General features: G+C 64.6%; 16 protein-coding genes. 9 read left to right on the top strand and 7 right to left on the bottom strand.

Going from position 1 to position 17,661, the window contains the following annotated elements; translation table 11 throughout:
• Window positions 1-4: 4 nt before the first annotated feature.
• From A5659_RS16710 to A5659_RS16695, 4 genes are read right to left on the bottom strand one after another with little or no spacing between them, the layout of a single operon-like run.
• Window positions 5-1,561 carry a class I adenylate-forming enzyme family protein gene (locus A5659_RS16710; protein WP_067182661.1) on the bottom strand — a complete coding sequence of 519 codons (1,557 nt, stop codon included), beginning with the start codon at window positions 1,559-1,561 and terminating at the stop codon, window positions 5-7.
• The gene (locus A5659_RS16705; protein ID WP_067182657.1) at window positions 1,558-2,760 is read right to left on the bottom strand and encodes an acyl-CoA dehydrogenase family protein; all 1,203 of its coding nucleotides are present in this window, start codon (window positions 2,758-2,760) and stop codon (window positions 1,558-1,560) included. Before A5659_RS16705 ends, A5659_RS16710 begins: the two co-directional genes overlap by 4 nt.
• Window positions 2,757-3,722 carry an acyl-CoA dehydrogenase family protein gene (locus A5659_RS16700; protein WP_067182654.1) on the bottom strand — a complete coding sequence of 322 codons (966 nt, stop codon included), beginning with the start codon at window positions 3,720-3,722 and terminating at the stop codon, window positions 2,757-2,759. The genes A5659_RS16705 and A5659_RS16700 overlap by 4 nt, the downstream gene beginning before the upstream one ends.
• A 7-nt stretch (window positions 3,723-3,729) precedes the next feature.
• Complete coding sequence (locus A5659_RS16695; RefSeq protein WP_067182651.1) at window positions 3,730-4,926, bottom strand: amidohydrolase family protein; 1,197 nt, start codon at window positions 4,924-4,926, stop codon at window positions 3,730-3,732.
• A 339-nt stretch (window positions 4,927-5,265) separates the two neighbouring features.
• Between A5659_RS16695 and A5659_RS16690 the strand changes: the two genes are divergently transcribed.
• A complete protein-coding gene (locus tag A5659_RS16690) occupies window positions 5,266-6,381 on the top strand; it encodes an acyl-CoA dehydrogenase family protein (protein WP_067182648.1) in 1,116 nt (371 codons plus the stop codon).
• Window positions 6,378-7,280 carry a TIGR03619 family F420-dependent LLM class oxidoreductase gene (locus A5659_RS16685; protein ID WP_067182645.1) on the top strand — a complete coding sequence of 301 codons (903 nt, stop codon included), beginning with the start codon at window positions 6,378-6,380 and terminating at the stop codon, window positions 7,278-7,280. The genes A5659_RS16690 and A5659_RS16685 overlap by 4 nt, the downstream gene beginning before the upstream one ends.
• 7 nt (window positions 7,281-7,287) lie before the next feature.
• Here A5659_RS16685 and A5659_RS16680 read toward each other — a convergent pair whose 3' ends face one another.
• Window positions 7,288-7,734, bottom strand: coding sequence for a nuclear transport factor 2 family protein (locus A5659_RS16680; protein ID WP_067182642.1), 447 nt, complete (start codon window positions 7,732-7,734; stop codon window positions 7,288-7,290).
• A 50-nt stretch (window positions 7,735-7,784) separates the two neighbouring features.
• Here A5659_RS16680 and A5659_RS16675 point away from each other — a divergent pair, with 50 nt between their 5' ends.
• The 3 genes from A5659_RS16675 to A5659_RS16665 all read left to right on the top strand — a co-directional run bounded on the left by A5659_RS16675 (window position 7,785) and on the right by A5659_RS16665 (window position 10,181).
• A complete protein-coding gene (locus tag A5659_RS16675; protein ID WP_067182640.1) occupies window positions 7,785-8,414 on the top strand; it encodes a cysteine hydrolase in 630 nt (209 codons plus the stop codon).
• Window positions 8,415-8,514: 100 nt separating this feature from the next.
• On the top strand, window positions 8,515-9,708 hold the full coding sequence (locus tag A5659_RS16670; protein WP_067182637.1) for an amidohydrolase family protein: 1,194 nt from the start codon (window positions 8,515-8,517) through the stop codon (window positions 9,706-9,708).
• Window positions 9,705-10,181, top strand: coding sequence for a MaoC family dehydratase (locus A5659_RS16665; protein WP_067182634.1), 477 nt, complete (start codon window positions 9,705-9,707; stop codon window positions 10,179-10,181). Before A5659_RS16670 ends, A5659_RS16665 begins: the two co-directional genes overlap by 4 nt.
• Window positions 10,182-10,203: 22 nt before the next feature.
• Here the strand turns inward: A5659_RS16665 and A5659_RS16660 are convergent, their stop codons facing one another.
• Window positions 10,204-12,573 carry a CaiB/BaiF CoA-transferase family protein gene (locus tag A5659_RS16660; protein ID WP_067182631.1) on the bottom strand — a complete coding sequence of 790 codons (2,370 nt, stop codon included), beginning with the start codon at window positions 12,571-12,573 and terminating at the stop codon, window positions 10,204-10,206.
• Window positions 12,570-14,030 carry an aldehyde dehydrogenase family protein gene (locus A5659_RS16655; protein ID WP_067182628.1) on the bottom strand — a complete coding sequence of 487 codons (1,461 nt, stop codon included), beginning with the start codon at window positions 14,028-14,030 and terminating at the stop codon, window positions 12,570-12,572. Before A5659_RS16655 ends, A5659_RS16660 begins: the two co-directional genes overlap by 4 nt.
• Window positions 14,031-14,284: 254 nt before the next feature.
• On the opposite strand from A5659_RS16655, the gene A5659_RS16650 reads away from it, so the two are divergent.
• The 4 genes from A5659_RS16650 to A5659_RS16635 are packed head-to-tail and all read left to right on the top strand — an operon-like array spanning window position 14,285 to window position 17,641.
• The gene (locus tag A5659_RS16650; protein ID WP_067182625.1) at window positions 14,285-15,457 is read left to right on the top strand and encodes a cytochrome P450; all 1,173 of its coding nucleotides are present in this window, start codon (window positions 14,285-14,287) and stop codon (window positions 15,455-15,457) included.
• On the top strand, window positions 15,457-16,656 hold the full coding sequence (locus A5659_RS16645; RefSeq protein ID WP_067182622.1) for an acyl-CoA dehydrogenase family protein: 1,200 nt from the start codon (window positions 15,457-15,459) through the stop codon (window positions 16,654-16,656). Before A5659_RS16650 ends, A5659_RS16645 begins: the two co-directional genes overlap by 1 nt.
• Window positions 16,653-17,228: a MaoC family dehydratase N-terminal domain-containing protein gene (locus tag A5659_RS16640; RefSeq protein WP_067182620.1), complete on the top strand. Its 576-nt coding sequence runs from the start codon at window positions 16,653-16,655 to the stop codon at window positions 17,226-17,228. The genes A5659_RS16645 and A5659_RS16640 overlap by 4 nt, the downstream gene beginning before the upstream one ends.
• Complete coding sequence (locus A5659_RS16635; RefSeq protein WP_067182618.1) at window positions 17,228-17,641, top strand: Zn-ribbon domain-containing OB-fold protein; 414 nt, start codon at window positions 17,228-17,230, stop codon at window positions 17,639-17,641. Before A5659_RS16640 ends, A5659_RS16635 begins: the two co-directional genes overlap by 1 nt.
• Window positions 17,642-17,661 lie beyond the last annotated feature (20 nt).

The raw sequence follows: 17,661 nt of genomic DNA, 5'->3' as shown, positions 1-17,661 counted from the left end.
CCGATCACACACTCCGAAACCGGGCGCGCAATTCGGTCTTGAGCACCTTGCCGGTCACGTTACGCGGTAGTGCATCCACAACCTCGAGCCGCTCTGGCGTTTTGTGCTTACTCAAACCTCGCGCCTGACAGTGTTCGAACACCGACGAGAGCGTCACCACCGCGCCCGGCCGCGCAACCACGACGGCGCAAACGCGCTCTCCGGTCCGATCATCGGGTACGCCGATGATCGCGACGTCGGCCACTGCTGGATGGCTCGCGAGCACACCCTCGACCTCGAGCGCCGAGATGTTCTCCGCGTTACGGATGATCGCGTCCTTGATCCGGCCCGTGACGACGATGTTGCCGTCGTCGTCGATGCGGCCCAGATCCCCCGTGCGAAACCACCCTTCGGCGTCGAACGCGTCGGCGTCCAGCGAGGTGTCGACGTAGCCGAGGAAGCATTGTGGGCCTTTGACCCGCAACTCCCCTTCCGCTCCGTGCGGGAGCTGCCGTTCCGCTTCGTCGACGACCCGCACCGCAACGCCGGGCACCGGCTTACCGACGGTGTAATCCAGCAGTTCCGGGGGACCGTTCGGCGCCTGAGACGTGGCGACCGGAAATTCGGTCAGTCCCCACGCATTGGCCACACCGTTCACTGAAAGTGCTTGCCGCACTTGGTGACCAAGCTCAGGGGTAATCGGCGCACCACCCCCGACGCAGCCACGCAGGGCGGGGTAGAGCGGTTCGTCACCATGCTTGGCCTGTGCCGCCATGAAGGCGACAAAGAAGGGGGTCGCGCTGCCCAACAGAGTCGGGCGGTGTGCGGCGATCGCAAAAGGGGTCTCGGCGGGATCAAAGCCGTCGAATAGCACCAATTTCATTCCGGTGCGCAGCCCCGCGGCAAGCATCGCGGCGCCCCCGATGTGCGAAACCGGAAACGCGATCGGGTTGACATCACGACTGGAAGCCCCGACGATTCCAACGATCCCGGCCGAGCCGGCGATGACCGAGCGGTCGCAGTGCCGGGCCCCTTTGGGCGCCGCCGTCGTGCCCGACGAATAGTAGATCCAGCGCGGGTCCTCCGCGCTCCTCGGAGCAGCAGGCAGTGTTCTCGGATCACTGGTGGGCAATCGAAGCCCCTCGGCAACCGGTGCGTCGTGGTCGATGACCACGACCCTCATGGGCCGCTCATCCGCGAGCCGATGTGCGAGCGCGGTGTGATCGAAGTTGCGCCACAGTCCCGGAACGATGACGACGTCGGTGGCGAGTTGCGTTGTCACGAACCGGAGTTCGCTTTCCCGCCATATCGGCAACACCGGGTTCTGGACGGCACCGAGGCGTGTCAGCGCCGTCATGACGACCATCGTCTCCAACGTGGTCGGCAGTTGCCACGACACCACCGTGCCCGCGCAGATCCCCCGCTGCGCCAGCGCGGCCGCACACGTCAGCGCGGAGTCCCGCAGCTGGGCACACGACAGGCTGCGGCCATAGTCATCCGCGAGGACCACCCGGTCGGGGTGCGCTCGCGCGGCGGTCTCGACCAGGGACCAGTACGTCTGCACGGCGCGATGTGTGGTCACCGGCTCGGCAAGTGCAGTCGGCGCTTGGCAAGGATGTTGCGCATCATCTCCGAACTGCCGCCCGAAATCGTGTAGGCGCGCGACCACAACCAGCTTTCCCGCAACCGTTGCTTGGCGGCCTGCACTTCCCGGCCCGCGTCCCCTGCGGCCGTCGCAGACGCTGCCAACTCCGCACCATAGGACGCGACGCGATGATATGTTTCGGCAAAACTCAACTTGGCTATTGACCCGTCACCCGGTTGCTCGTCGCCCGATATCAGCCGCTCCACGTGGTCATCGATAAACGCCTTGGCCACCTCGACCTCAACGGCCAACTCGGCCACATTCTGACGGATGTCGCTGCACTCCAGCGCGGGCGCCCCGTCGATCTGCGCGCCACGGGCCACCGCGACCAGATCATCGATCAGCAATTCCAGCAGGATGACGTTGCCGCCGATGCCGAACCGTTCAAAGTCCAGGCCCGCCATGATGATCGACCATCCTTGCCCCGCCTCGCCGATCAGACTGTCAGCACCAAGTCTGACTCCGGTGAGGAAGACCTCATTCACCTCGATCGCGTCGCCGATTGTGCGGATCGGGCGAACCTCGACGCCGGCCGCCGTGAGCGGCACGACGAACACCGAGAGGCCGTGGTGGCGGGAGGAGGCCGGGTCGGTGCGGATCAGCGCAAGGCCCATGTCGGCCCAATGCCCGTCGGTGATCCAAGTCTTCTGCCCGTCGATCAGCCAGCTTCCATCTCCTTGCCGCGCACCGCGGCTGCGGACTCCGGCGATGTCGCTGCCGGCGTCAGGCTCGCTGAGCAGCTGACACCACACATGTTCGCTGCGTCGAATCGATGGCAGCAGAGAGCGTTTCTGCTCCTCCGATCCAAAGTGCAGAAGCACATGGGCAGCCAGGTTCACCTGGTCCACCGGCCGTGGTGCGCGGGCGCGCAGAATCTCCTCGCTCACGATGCGGTCGTGCAGCGGGTGATAGTCACCGCGGCCGCCGTATTCGACCGGCCAGTCCGCGCCGACAAACCCCGCCTCGAACAGGCCGGCGAACCAGGTGCGCAGCTGGGTTTCCTGGTCGGGGGTCTCGGGGGCCCGGTGGCCTTCGCGCGCTTCGATCGCCGGTGCGTGTTCTGCGATGTGGACTCTGATCCGATTTCTGAAGTCGGCGAGCTGGGCCTCGGTGGGACGGCTCCGTAACGCATTCACCAGCCGAGCACCTCTGCCAGTTGGGCTCGACTCGACCGCGCCGTGCCCATCAGCTGGCCGTTGGTAAAGGCACGACGGAGTTCGTAATGCAGGGGGTACTCCCAGGTGAATCCGATGCCTCCCGACAGTTGCATGCACTCGTCGACGGCGGCTGCGGCTTTCGCCGCCACGAAGGCGTGCGCCGCCGCCGTCAGCGCGCCCGCCCCCGGGTCGGCCGCGGCGATGGCGCGCGCCGCCTTCATGACGACGGCGCGCGCTTTGACCTCGAAGACCAGCAGCTCGACGAGGCGGTGTTGAATCGCTTGGAAGCTCGCGATCGGCACCCCGAACGCGACGCGCTCCCGCAGGTAGGCCGTCAGGCGCTCAAGGGCCATCGACACGGCGCCCACGGAGTCGGCCGAAACCGCCAGCCGCGCCACGGCGATCAGCTCCTTGGCCCGTTCGGGTGGGCCGATCAATGTGCTTGGCGCGTCCGTGAGATCGACATGCCATGCCGTTCTGCTGATGTCGAGAAGATCACCGTCCGGCGCCAACCGCGCGGGATCCAGGTCGCGCAGCAAGTGAATCCCGTTGTGTCCCATGAGAAGGACGATATCAATGTCATCGCCGCGAATGATCCGCGCCGAGTCGGCGACGGCGACGCCCGCTGACGTCGTGCCATCGAGCAGACCGGGCAGCAACTGTTCCCTGATGCCGTCGGGTGCCGAGGCGATGGCCGCGGCGGTAATCGTAGTTCCCAACCACGCCGATCTGTCGTTCGCTCGCCCGAGTTCCTCAGCTACGACGCATGTTTCGACAAGGCGCCAGCCGGCACCACCCATTTCCTCGGCGACGAGCAGTCCGGTCCAGTCCATCACCGCGAGGTGCTTGAGGGATTCCTTGTCTGCGCGTTCGGCCAGAAACTGCCGCGCTGAGACCCGCAGCAGGTCGAGGTCGACGTCGGCTGTGTCCTGGTCTGCCATCGAGCTGCTAACTCCGCACCAGTAGCTGGTCGGCGTTGTCGCGCATGATCCGCCGCTTGGCGGCGTCGTCGAGCGGGTCGAGCAGCTTCACGAAGTCGGCCGGCTCGGCCATCCCTTCGGCGTGCGGGTAGTCCGAGCCCATTACCAGGCAGTCGTCGTACCCCAGGCTCGCGACGATTGCTGGGATGTCGTCCTCGGGGTACGGCACGACACGGACATGGCGACGGAAGATCGCGGACGGCCGCTCCGTCAGCTTCCCGCCGACCCACGGACCGTTGCGGCCCATGCCACGGCTTTTGTCCATGTGCCTGAGGAAGAATGGCACCCATTCCGCCCCGTGCTCGGCGACAAGGACATTCAGCGCCGGAAAGCGACCGAAGAGATTGTCGAAGATCAGCGCGGACAACGTCTCCTCGATCGGGCGCTGGCCATAAATGTTCATCCACTGCCACGCCGACATGTGCCACGAGGCGGGATCGGAATTCTGCCCCCATGCGGGTGAGATCGCATTGAAATACCAGAACGGCATGATGTGGAACACCAGGACGCAGCCGGCCTCCTGCAAGCGGGCGTAGACCGGGTCGAAGTACGGGTCACCGGGTGATCGACCGTACGCCGGCCCGGTTGGCAGCAGCACAAACTTTGCCCCCTGCGCGATGATCGCCTCTGTCTCTGCGATCGCAGAATCCAAGTCGCGCAACGACAACAGAGCAGTGGCAAAGATCCGGCCGTCGTAGTTGAAGCCCCACTCCTCGTCGAACCATCGATTGAATGAGCGCAGATTGGCATACAGTGCCGCTGTGTCATCGACGTAGTGTTCGGCGGCCAGGGCCATTCCGCTGGGGTAGATGACCATACGCTCAATGTTCTGGTCCGCCATGACGGAAAGCCGCGCGGCTCGCTCGATGAACTCCGGTTGCATGGGTTGCGGCTCGTAGGACTCCTCGGGATTGCCCGATCCCATTTGCTTGAGCATCTCCTTGAGCGAGCCCGGCCGATAGGCGACATCGAGCCCCAGGCCCCCTTCGCTGTTGAAAGTGGCAACGCGATGCCCCGCGAGGATCACCTCGACGCCGTCCGCCCCGCGCACGGTGGTGATCGCCCGGTCCCGAAACTTCTCCGGCAGATAACGGGTGAACGCGTCCCGCGTCTCGTAGCAGTGGGTGTCACAGTCAAAGATGCCGTAATCGAGTTTCGTCGTCACCAGCCACTCCTTCAGCGAGAATGATTATTCTCTATTTTCACAAAACATACTATCCTGATCCGGCAATGGCTATCCCGGGCCGGGATAACCAGGCGCCCGGGGCCAGTGGCGCCGCCGTCGACCGCGATCGCACAAAGGAAGATGTGACCCCATCAAATCTGCTGACCGACAATATGATCGGCTGGGTCCCAATGAGCCTCCGGACTTCTCTGCTGGGCAATATGATTCCCGAGTCTGCTGAGTTGTCCTCGGGTCCAGCCTGCACGACGGCAAATGCCGGCCCCACTCCCCACCCCCGCGAGACCTTGACCGCCCTAGGACCTACGTTGGGGGACGTGCATGTCGACGGCTGACGTCGATGACCTTCGTAGCGTCGTGCGCGGTTACCTGACTGCGACGTCGCCCAGCGAGACCGTTCGCATGCTGATGGCGTCGGAAACCGGGTACGACGAAATTTCGTGGCGCCAGATGGCCGGCGAGTTGGGCCTGCACGGCATCGCTGTTCCCGAACGATGGGGCGGGGCCGGCGCCGGTGTTGCCGAATTGGCAGTGGTCTTCGAGGAAATGGGACGCGCGCTGTTGTGCTCCCCGTTTTTTGCCACCGTGGCCCTGGCGACACAGGCCGTCCTCGCGAGCGGCGACGACGCGGCCGCGGAACGATTCGTCCCCGGGTTCGTCGAGGGCTCCACCACCGCCACGCTGATCCTCAACAACCGACTCGGTGCATGGGACCCCGCCGCAGTGGCGCTGCGGGCCGGCCGCGTCGGCACCGGCTATCGGATTCGCGGTGAGGCACCGCTGGTGATCGACGGTCACACCGCGGACGTCATCTTGGCGCCGGCCGTCACCGATTCGGGCATCTCGTTGCTCGCCGTACGTGCCGGTTCGGAGGGGCTTCGTCGCGCGCCGCTGGCCGGACTCGATCGCACCCGCAAGGTAGCCCACGTGCAGTTCGACGGCGCGCAAGCAGAGCTGATCGGAACCGAAGGTTGCGCCGCGAACTTCCTCGCCCGCACCTTCGATCTCGCCCTCGTCGCGCTCACCGCGGAGCAGGTTGGCGCCGCGCAGCGCTGCCTCGACATGGCCGTGGACTACGCGAAGAATCGTATCCAGTTCGGTCGGCCGATCGGCAGCTTCCAAGCCGTGAAGCATCGGTGCGCAGACATGTTGGTTGCGCTGGAGGGCGCACGTTCTGCCCAGTTACATGCGGCCGAGGTGGCCGACACCGACGACCTCCCGACCGCAGCGTCGGTCGCGAAAATGGTGTGTTCGGAGGCCTTCCTTCAGGTTGCGCTCGACAACATGCGCATCCATGGCGGCATCGGCTTTACCTGGGAACACGACGCCCACTTGTTCGTCCGACGTGCCAAGGTCACGCAGTTGACCTTTGGCGACCCCGATTATCACGCCCAACGCCTGGCCACGCTCGTCTCCGAAGTGAAAGGATCCTCGTGACGGTCTGCTTCTCCCTGGAACTGCCCACACAGCGTGTCGAGGCGGTCGATGAGTTCGTAACTGCCCAAGCCATCGCCGACATCGCGGGGGTGGCGGAATCAATCGGATTCGCCGCAGTCCACGTCACCGACCACCCCGCACCAGACGCGAAGTGGCTCGACCACGGTGGCCACCACGCCCTCGACCCGTTCGTCGCGTTGGCGTTCGCCGCCGCCGCGACGACCGACCTCAAGCTGCTGACCAATGTCTACATCGCCGCCTACCGCAACCCGTTTCTCGGTGCCAAGTCGATTCAAAGCCTTGCGACGCTGTCGAAGGGACGGCTCATCCTCGGGACGGCCGCGGGCTACCTCAAACCCGAATTCAAAGCCCTGGGAGTCGATTTCGATAACCGCGGCGCTCTGCTCGACGAGGCGCTCGACGTGCTGGACAAAGTGCTCACGGGCGAGGACACCGCCTATGAAGGGACCTCGTTCACCGCGCGTGGAGTTCGGCTGCGTCCGCTGCCGGCGACTCCCCCACCGGTCTGGGTCGGGGGCAACAGCAAGCCTGCCGTGCGCCGGGCGGTATCGCGCGCTCAGGGATGGGCTCCTTTCAATACGTTCGGCTACGCGGCGGCATCGCGCACCGCGGAGATTTCGACGATCGACGAGTTGCAGCACGCCATCGACTGGGCCAAACAGTACGCCGCTGAAATCGGCCGCACCGCGCCACTGGACATCTGCTTTTCTGCGGGAAACCTGTTGGATGACAGCAGATCGAACGACGAACGTCACACGACCATTGAAAGGCTCGCTGCCGCCGGGGTCACCTGGCTCACCATCGCACCGCCGGGGGCCGACAGGGCCGAAGTCCTCGACCGTTCGCGCGCCTTCGCCAAGGAATTCATCACGGGGTGACGCGCCCTCAGGCCATCAGGCTGTCTGGCGCGAACGCGTCCACGCTGATCCGGCGACGGGCAAAAAGCCACCGGCCGTCCACGGGCAGGAGTATGTCGCGGTAGCGGCCCCAGTGGTCGAGCCCGATGTCGGTGTGGACCGCGAAGTAACTGCTGGCCTCGACACGCTCGCGGACCACCGAGGCGAACCTGATGCTGGAAACGTGGTGGCGGACATGCGTCGCCGCCCGCCGTACCGGTTGCCCCGATGTCAAGGGCCGCGTCATCGCCGCGCCGAGGCCGGCCTCGATCTGCGCGGGTCCCGTCAGCGGCTCGGCGCCGCCGGTGAATTCCAGTGCCCCGTCGCCGCAGAAGCATGCCGCCAGCGCACGGAGGTCGAACCGATCGGTGGCGGCGGTGTAGTCGGCCATAGTCTGCCGTACCGACTCCCGCACTTCGAGCTCCCAAACCTCCATCGGCCCTCCTCGTGGAAACTGCTTTCGGACACACGATAACGTGTATTCTCATGCCGCAACCCAGCCTGCGAGAACTGCTCGATCCCGCAACCACCGCGCTCGTGACCCAGGAGTGCCAGGGCGGGGTGATCGGGCCGCAGGCCGGCCTCCCATTGCTCGCCGAGGAGGCGCGCCGCGAGGCCGTTCCCAACATCGCGAAACTGCTCGACGCCGCCAGGGCGGCCGGTGTCACCGTGGTGCACTGTCTGGTCCAGCGGCGCGCCGACGGTCGCGGCTCCAACACGAACGCACGGTTGTTCGCAGCCGGCAATTCGTTTGACGCCGACCTCACTCCAGGCAGCCCGGGCGCCTCGGTGTTGCCCGAGTTGGGCCCGTACGAGACCGACCTCGTCCTCACCCGCACCCATGGTGTCGGGCCGATGTGTGGCACCGACCTCGACTCCGTGCTGCGCAACCTCGCCATTAAGACAATTGTGGGAGTGGGTGTTTCGGTCAATGTCGCGATCACGAACTTTGTCATGGACGCGGTCAACCGCGGCTACCAGTTCGTGTTGCCGCGGGACGCGGTGAGTGGGTATCCGCGGGAGTACGCCGATTCGCTCATCGACAACACCCTGTCCCTGCTCGCCACGGTGACGTCGTCGAGCGCGGTCGTCGACGCGTGGAACGCAGTGGGTTGAGCGTGAGGTCCACCTTGACCTGGATGTTGTGGGACGTTGATGATAACGTCGTTCTCACATAGCGTAAATGATCATATTCGCTGCTCAGGAGGAAAGTGCAATGCCTTCCCGTACCTTGCCCTACCCGGTTTTCGATATCGACAACCACATGTACGAGACGACGGATGCGCTCACGAAGTACCTACCGAAGGAGCACCGCGGGAAGGTCGGTTACGTCGAGGTCAATGGCCGGCCGAAACTGGTCGTCAAAGACCACATCAGCCATATGATCCCCAACCCGACGTTCGCGCGCGTCGCCAAGCCGGGTAGCGCCGAGGATTACTTCCTCGGCAACAATCCCGAGGGCCTCAACTTTCGCGAATTCGTCGGCGAGGCAATGGATGTCATTCCCGCCTATCAGGCGCCGGCTCCCCGGCTGGAGCTGATGGACGAGCTCGGCATCGACCAGTGTGTGATGTACCCGACCCTGGCCAGCCTCATCGAGGAGCGCACGACCGACGACGTGATCCTCACCCACGCGATCATTCACGCGCTCAACGAGTGGATGCACGAGCACTGGACGTTCAACTACCATGACCGGATCTTCGCGACCCCGGTCATCTGCCTGCCGCTGGTGGACGAAGCCATCAGGGAGTTCCACTGGGGCCTCGAGCGCGGCATGAAGACGTTCCTGGTGCGCCCGGCACCCGTTCCCAGCCGTTTCGGAGGTTCGCGCTCGATGGGCCTACCCGAGTTCGACCCGTTCTGGGAAGAGGTCGTCAGCGCCGGCATGCCGGTGACCATGCATGCGTCGGACAGCGGTTACCAAAAGCACCTCATGGAATGGGAGGGCGGCGACGAGTATCTGTCCTTCAAGCCGAGCGCGTTACGCGAGGTCGTTATGGGCCACCGCGCCATCGAGGACACCCTGGCGGCGATGATCTGCCATGGCGCGTTGTCGCGCTTTCCCGATTTGAAGATCTTCTGCGTCGAGAACGGCAGCGGGTGGGTACGAAATCTGCTCGAACAGCTCAACACCGCGTACAAGATCATGCCCAAGGAGTTCGACGAGCATCCCGTCGAGGTGTTCAAGCGCAATATTTACATCCACCCGTTCCTTGAGGACGACATCAAGGGAATCATCGACATCATGGGCGAGGACCACGTGATGTTCGGTTCCGATTTCCCGCACCCCGAGGGCATCGGTGACCCGCTGAGCTTTGTCGATCGGCTGGACGGCATCACGGATTCGGCCAAGGCGAAGATCATGGGCGGCAACGCTATTGAGCAGTTGGGGCTCAAGGTACCGGCATGACGCAGGCGTCCACATCACCGAAGGTATATGACGGAATCGCGGACTTCGAGGCTCACGTCGGCGAGCACCTCGGCTTCAGCGGCTGGCGCCAGATCTCCCAGAAGGAGATCGACCTGTTCGCCGAGGCGACCGGTGACCATCAATGGATTCACGTCGATCCGGAGAAGGCGGCCACCGGCCCCTACGGTAAGACCATCGCGCATGGCTATCTGACCTTGTCGCTGGTTCCCATTCTGGTGCAACAGATTTACCGGGTGGCCGGTCTGGCGATGCAGGTGAACTACGGCTCGGACAAACTACGGTTTCCCGCCCCGGTGCCGGTCGATTCCCGCATCAGGGCCGGGGCAGAATTGCTCAAGGTCGAACGCAACGAAAAGGGCGGCCGTGCCACGGTACGCGTCACCGTCGAAGTCGAGGGAAGCGACCGGCCTGCGTGCGTCGTCGACACCATCGCCGCGATGGTCGACGCCTGATTCAGCGCCCGGCCATTCGCAACTAAGCGTTCAGTACGCGTTCTCCGATGACTCCTTGTTCGCGCAGCGCGGCGACCTGCTGGCCGGACAGCCCCAGTGCCCCAAGCACCTCGGTGTTGTGCTGCCCGAGCGTCGGCGCCGCTGTCCGATGATGGTGCGCGGGTCCCGGCGAGATGCGAAACGGCCAGCCTGGGAACCGATGCCGGCCCGTGACGGAGTGATCCAGATCCTGGTAGAAACCGCGCGCGTCGAGCTGTGCGACGTCATACATCCGATCGGCCGTCAATAGTCGCTCAGCGGGCACGCCTTGCGGACCAAGTGCTACCAGGATCTCGTCCGCCGATTGCCTGCCTGTCCAAGTCATCAGCACCTCGTCGAACTCGTCATGGTTGTCCCGGCGCGCCTGTGCGGTGGCGAACCTCGGGTCGTCACGCAGGTCGGGACGCCCGATGGCGTCCAGTACCCCACGCCAGTCGGCGTCATCACGCACCGACAGCGCGACCCACTCGTCGACCTTGCTGGTGGCGTAGACGCCCTGGGCGTATTCGCGGTGGCGATTTCCCTCGCGCGGCCGCACCGCTCCAGTCAACGAGTATTCGATGACGGGTTCGGCGGTCACCGCCGCGCCAATCTCGATTTGCGCGGCCTCGATCAGCTGCCCCTCGCCGGTTAAACGCCGGTGCTCGAGCGCAGCCAGCAGCGCGACGCACGCGTGTACGCCGGCGATCGGGTCGGCGGGCCCCTGCAAATTGCACGGCGGGCCATCCGGATAACCGGTCGCGGCCGACATGCCCGACACCTGTTCAATATTCAGCGCCCAGCCGACGTAGTCGCGCCACGGACCCTGCAGTCCGAATCCGGGCATCCGCACCATGATCACGCCGGGATTGAGGCGCGCTAGGGACTCGTAGTCCAGCCCGAATTGCTCGACCACGCGCGGCGAGAAGTTCTCCACCACCACGTCGGCCTGGCCGGCTAGGCGCAGCGCCAGCTCGCGGCCGGCGGCAGAGGTCAGGTCGAGCGTGATGTCGCGCTTGTTGAGATTGGTTCCCTGCCACAGTGGTCCCCGCTCGTACCAGTCGTCGCCCTGACGCAGTAGCGCGCCCGAGTAGCGATGTCCGTCGGGGCGCTGGATGGATTCGACCTTGATCACGTCAGCCCCGAACGCACCGAGGTAGCAGGTCAGGTATGCGCCCGCCCAGAAAGTGCTCAAGTCGAACACCTTCAACCCTGCGAACGGCAGCGAGGCGTCGGAGACGTCGCCCACCGGGCGGGGTGCGTCGCGCTCGCCCCACCCGAGCTTCACATCTGTGCGGAGAGCCGGCGCGGGCGATGGCGGCGGGACCGGGGTCTTCGAAAGTCGGAACGGCGCTCCCGGTCTGGTGAATCGCCCCGCCTCAGTGGCTGACTCGACGAAAAACCGGCGCTCGGCATACTGCGGACAGTCCAGGATCGTGTCACCTTCGGTGATCGGCGCCGCGGGTATTCGCATGGCCTGACTCAATTCGACCAGGTCGGCAACGGGCATCGATTCAAGAAAGGGCTGGGCCTTAGCGAAAAACTCGTCGCGCTCAGGACCGCCGAGCATGATCGCGAGCTGATGGTCACCGAATTCGGGCAACCCGACCATTGCGCACACGTCCAGCCAATGCTGGCCGGTCAGGCAATTGATCCCGATCCAGCCATCGGCGGCGCGCACGATACCCAGCATCGGCGCCGCTTTGGAATTGGTCGGCAGCCCAAGGGCTTTCATGCGCGCGGCCATCAGCATGGGATACGGCAGCGTCGACAACAACGACTCGAACATCGACACGTCCACCTCGACCGGCCGGTTCGTTTCGGCCGCGACGATGCGTAGTGCAGTGAGTGCCCCGAGGGCCGCGTATCCGCCGGCGATGTATTCCGGGATGCGGGCACCGGCCTGTACAGGCGGCCGGCCGGGCTCACGGGCATTGACCCAACCCGCCGCCGCCTGCAGCGTCAGCGGCGTCGTCACCCGGTTGCGCAGCGGCCCGTCCTGACCGAAGCTCGAGATGCGCACCACGACGAGATCCGGGTTGATCCGCTCGAGGGTGCCCGCGTCCAGGCCCCACTTTGCGCGCTCGGGTGCGCCCGGCGGCAGGTCCTCGACAAGCACATCCGCCTGGCAGAGCATCTCGTGAACCGCCGCGACATTGCGTTCATGTGCGAGGTCGATTGCGGCACCGCGCTTCCCGGCATTCAGGTACTCGAACAGCCCACTTCGCGAACCCCAACGGCGCAGTGGGTCACCTGACGGCGGCTCGATCTTGCACACGTCGGCACCGAGATCCACGAGTAGCTTCGTGCAGTAGGGACCCGCGATCTCGGATGCCAATTCGACGACACGCAAGCCCGTCAGCGGCCGGTTCACGCAGGTACCCCGATGGCCTTTGGTTCCATGTAGGCCCGCAGCCCCATCACACCGCCCTCCCGACCGATTCCGCTCTGCTTGAAGCCGCCGAACGGCGCGTCTCCGGGAATCGTGCCGTTGATCGAAACCTGTCCGGTTCTGATTCGACGGGCGATCGCGACCGCGCGGTCGACGTCGCTCCCCCACACCGCGCCACCGAGCCCATAAGACGAATTGTTGGCGATGTGCACCGCATCGTCGTCGTCTCGGTACCGCAACACCGTCAGCACAGGACCGAACACCTCCTCCTGCGCGATGTACGAATCGGCGGATGACTCGGTGAGTATCGTTGGCTCGAAATAGAAACCGCTGCTCAGATCCTTCGGACGGGCGCCTCCAGCCACCACGGTTGCCCCATCGGCTTCGGCCCGTTTGACGAATCCCTCGACGCGGTCGAGGTGCTCGCGGCTGATCAACGGCCCCATGGTGACCCTCGGATCGACGGGATCTCCGATCACGACCGCGCGGGACAGCTCGGCAAGCCGATCGACCACGACGTCGTGGAGCGCATCGGGCAGCAGCAACCTGCTGTTGAGAATGCAGGCTTGACCGGCATGCATCGTGCATCCCTCGAACAACAGCCGCTCCAACAGATCGTCGCTGACCTCGACGTCGGGCAGCAATATTGTCGCCGACTTGCCTCCGCACTCCAGCAAGACGCGCTTCATCGTCGTCGCCGCGTCCGCCATCACATCGCGACCGACGGCGGAACTGCCGGTGAAACTCACCATGTCGACCCTGGGATCGAGCGTCAGGCTCCTACTGGCCTCGACGCTGGTCGGCGTGACCACGTTGACGACGCCAGCCGGAATGTCGGTGTCCTCGTCGATGATCCGCGCGAGGGCGAGCCCTACCAGCGGCGTCAGCGGAGAAGGCTTGAGTACGAGCGTATTTCCCGCCGCGAGCGCTGCGCCCAACTTCATGACGTTGAGGGTGTGCGGGAAATTCCACGGCGTCATCGCCGCCACCACACCGAGCGGTTCGTAGCGCAACAGCGTTGTGCCCGCCGCGCCCCACGCATCCATCGGCGCCTCGGCGGGCTCCGTGGCGAGCTCGGCGGCATGACCAACCATGAACGCCGGACCATCGACGTGGATCAGGCGTTCGTTTGCTGAACAACCCCATTCGGCCTGCGCGAGGGCGTAGATCTCCTCGCCCCTGGCGAGTAGCGCATCGCTGAGCTGTTGCAGGCATCGGGCTCGTTCCGCTGGGTCGGCCGCGGGCCAGGGGCCCGTGTCGAAGGCCGACCGGGCCGCTGCGACCGCCTGCTGAACCTGAGCCACACTCGCATCGGGCGCCGTCGCGATCACCGCCTCAGTCGCGGGGTTGATGACGTCGTAGCGCCCGCTGTCCGGGGCGATCCATTGGCCGTCGATGTAGTGCGCGTAGGTGTCTAGAAGAGAACGCGACCCAGTCATCTGCCTGCCTTCCTGACTGCGCGATCGTGGAGCGACGTGGGCGACGCCATTTGAAAACTTACATACTCAAGCTGTGTGTACACGGCTGGCCATAACGTCGTCAACGCCTAATTCAGCATTAATTTGGCTAGTAGACCACGATTGACAGACGATCCGACTGTAATGTAGACAGCTTGAGAACGGACATTCTTCGCAAATATGTCTGACGAGCATTGGGTCAAGGAAGGCATGCTGTGCCCACTACTACTGTTCCCTTGCACTCACCGGACTTCTACGCGGGCGACCCCTACCCGATCTACCGGGAACTCCGCAACACGACGCCCGTCGTGTGGAACGACGTCACGAATTTCTGGGCGCTGTTGAAGTACGAGGATGTCCGCTACGTCTCGGGTCACCCACTGACCTTCTCGTCGACGAAGGGCATCACGATCCCGGATCCCACCCAGCCTGAACCCGTTCAGGAGGGAAACCTGATTTTCACCGATCCCCCCCGTCACAGACAGCTTCGCAAGCTCATCAACGCCGGCTTCAGCCGCCGCCAGGTGCAACTGCTCGAGCCCAAAGTGCGCCAGATCGTCAAGGGCATCGTCGACAGTGTCGACACATCGCGGGATTACGAATTTGCGGAGGAGATCGCCGCGCCCCTTCCCACTCGGATGATCGCAGAGATGCTGGGCGCCCCGCCCGAAGACTGGGAGCAGTTCCGCGCTTGGTCGGACGCGGCGGTCGGCACCGCCGACCCGGATATCGAACTGGACTCGATCGTTGCGCTGGGTGAGCTGTACGAATACTTCACCAAGCTCATCGCCGCGCGGCGCTCCGGCGATGTCACCGGGCAAGACGATCTGCTCAGCATCCTGGCGGCGGCCGAGGTTGACGGCGAGCGACTGTCCGATGCGGATCTGCTCAACTTCTCCTTCTTGCTCTTGGTCGCTGGCAACGAAACCACCCGCAACCTCATCGCATTGGGCACATTGGCGCTGATCGACCATCCCGACCAGTTCGCGCTGCTGCGATCGGACCCGTCGCTGCTGCCGTGCGCGGTCGAGGAGATGCTGCGATTTACCAGCCCAGTCACGCATATGGCGCGCCGCGCTACCGAGGACGTCGAGATCCGCGGCCAGCAGATCAGGGCCGGCGACACCGTCGTCATGCTCTACGGTGCGGCCAACCGCGACGAGGAGATCTTCGGGCCCACTTGCGAAGAGTTCGATATCACTCGTAACCCCAACCCGCACATCGCATTCGGCGCCGGTGAGCATGCCTGCCTCGGTGCGCAACTCGCTCGCCTGGAGGCCCGGGTGATGTTCGAGGTGTTGCTCGGGACGTATCCGACGATCGAACTCACCGGCGACGTGTCACGACTTCGCGCCACCATGGTTCCCGGTGTGAAACGCATGCCCGTCCGATTGGGAGCGGAGAACTGATGGACTTCGACTACACGCCCGAACAGGACCAGCTCCGAAAGGACTACCGGACCCGGCTCGAGGCGGTGATGACCCCGGAGCGCCGCGCTGCCGTCGCCAACCTCACCGAGGGCGGCGAAGCGATGACCGAGTGCAGGCGCGCACTTGGCGAGGCCGGGCTACTCGGGGTTGCCTGGCCGGTTGAATACGGCGGTGGCGGGCTGACCGCATTGGAACAATACATTTTCTCCGAGGAAGCACGCAGGGTCAACGCACCGTTGCCATTTGTCACCCTGAACACGGTGGGCCCCACACTCATTCAGTACGGCACCGACGAACAGAAGGCCAAGTTCCTCCCCGCAATCCTCAAGGGCACGGTTGATTTCGCGATCGGCTACTCGGAGCCGGGCGCGGGTAGCGACCTCGCGTCGCTGCGTACCACCGCAGTACGCGACGGCGACGAGTTCGTCATCAACGGTTCGAAGATGTTCACCAGCGGCGCGGAATTCGCCGACTATATCTGGCTGGCGGCACGCACCGACCCAACTGTGAAGAAGCACAAGGGAATCACCCTGTTCATCGTCCCGACCGATTCTCCCGGATTTTCCTGGAAGCCGCTGCACACGATGCCGGGGGTTTCCACGTACTACACCTTCTACGATGACGTCCGGGTGCCCGAAAGCGCCATCGTGCTGGGTGAGAACCAGGGTTGGACGCTCGTGACAAACCAGCTCAACCTGGAACGCGCCGCCCTCGGCAATCTCGGCGCGCTGGAACCGCTTTTCACCAAGACGCTCAAATGGGCGTCGACGACGCCGCTCGACGACGGCATGGTCATCGACCAACCCTGGGTCCAGCAGGCCCTGGCCCGCGTCGAAGCGCAAGTCGCCGCCTACCGGCTGCTGAACCTGCGCGTGAACGCGACGATGAGCTCGAGTGCGCTCGGGATGGGCGAGGCCTCCGCGGCAAAGGTATTCGGCACCGAGCTCACCCAACAGGTCGCGCGCGAACTGCTTGAGGTGGTGGGGCAGGCCGGTGTGCGCAAGGGCTCGGCGGGGCCACTCAAGGGCGAGCTGGAAAGCGCATACCGCCTGGCGGTGATCAACACCTTCGGCGGCGGAGCCAACGAGCTTCAACGCGACATCATCGCCATGGCCGGTCTCGGGATGCCGCGCGCACCCCGGGACATGCGGGACTCCGGAAAGGGGAAATCCACGTGACAGAGCTAGCCAAAGACGACCTGCGCGAGCGCCTCGACGCGCTGATCGGGACGCCCACCGACGGAGTCGGCAAGCCCTCACGCGCCCCTGATCCGGTGAATACCGCAATGATCCGGCACTGGGCGTACGCGTTGGACGACATGAATCCCGCCTACCTCGATGCCGAGTTCGCGGAGAAGTCTCGCTACGGTGGCCTGGTTTCGCCGCCGGTCATGCTGCAGAGCTGGACGATGCCCCCGCCCAAACTCGCCGGCATCCATGAGCGCGGCGGCGTGCCGATCGAAATCAAGACGAACCCGCTGCAATTCCTCTCCGACGCGGGCTACACGGGCATCATCGCGACGAACTCGGAGTTCGAGATCGAACGCTATCCCCGCGTCGGTGACGAGATCACCGGTGAGACGGTTTTCGACTCGATCTCCGACGAGAAGACCACGGCGATGGGCAAAGGTTTCTTCGTCACGTGGGTGACCACCTACCGCGATCAGCACGGGGAAGTCATCGGCCGCCAATGGTTCCGCACGCTGCGATTCAGGACGGGCGGCGCCCCCGCCGGAACGGCTGGGGACTGATGGCCACCAGGCTCGCCCCGTCGATCAGTCCGGACACCGAATTCTTCTGGTCGGGGCTGACGGACCACAAACTGCTGATCCAGCGATGCACCGACTGCAAAGCGTTGCGGGTGCCACCCCGTCCGATGTGTGGAAATTGCCAGTCGCTCAACTGGGATTCCATCGAATCGACCGGGAACGGAACGGTTTACAGCTTCGTCATGCCGCAGTACCCGCCGCTCCCCTTCCTCCAGTACCCCTATGTGGTGGCACTAATAGAACTGGATGAAGGCGTCCGCATCGTGTCGAACCTGTGCGGCATCGAGCCGGCGGCCATCGAGGTCGGTCTGCCCGTCGAGGTTTTCTACGAGAAGTTCGAAGCAATCCCGAGCGGGGAGGAGCTGGTCCTGCACCAGTTCCGGCCCGCGAGCTGAACGCGAGGCAGCAGGCGAAC

The organism is Mycobacterium sp. 1165196.3 (assembly GCF_001673415.1).
Lineage (GTDB): Bacteria > Actinomycetota > Actinomycetes > Mycobacteriales > Mycobacteriaceae > Mycobacterium > Mycobacterium europaeum_A.
This window is presented reverse-complemented; position numbering and strand designations above follow the sequence as displayed.

Coding starts and splice junctions, on each gene's coding strand:
- A5659_RS16700 (WP_067182654.1), bottom strand. CDS start 3,722: ATGGCAGACCAGGACACAGCCGACGTCGACCTCGACCTGCTGCGGGTC.
- A5659_RS16690 (WP_067182648.1), top strand. CDS start 5,266: ATGTCGACGGCTGACGTCGATGACCTTCGTAGCGTCGTGCGCGGTTAC.
- A5659_RS16680 (WP_067182642.1), bottom strand. CDS start 7,734: ATGGAGGTTTGGGAGCTCGAAGTGCGGGAGTCGGTACGGCAGACTATG.
- A5659_RS16675 (WP_067182640.1), top strand. CDS start 7,785: ATGCCGCAACCCAGCCTGCGAGAACTGCTCGATCCCGCAACCACCGCG.
- A5659_RS16670 (WP_067182637.1), top strand. CDS start 8,515: ATGCCTTCCCGTACCTTGCCCTACCCGGTTTTCGATATCGACAACCAC.
- A5659_RS16665 (WP_067182634.1), top strand. CDS start 9,705: ATGACGCAGGCGTCCACATCACCGAAGGTATATGACGGAATCGCGGAC.
- A5659_RS16655 (WP_067182628.1), bottom strand. CDS start 14,030: ATGACTGGGTCGCGTTCTCTTCTAGACACCTACGCGCACTACATCGAC.
- A5659_RS16645 (WP_067182622.1), top strand. CDS start 15,457: ATGGACTTCGACTACACGCCCGAACAGGACCAGCTCCGAAAGGACTAC.
- A5659_RS16635 (WP_067182618.1), top strand. CDS start 17,228: ATGGCCACCAGGCTCGCCCCGTCGATCAGTCCGGACACCGAATTCTTC.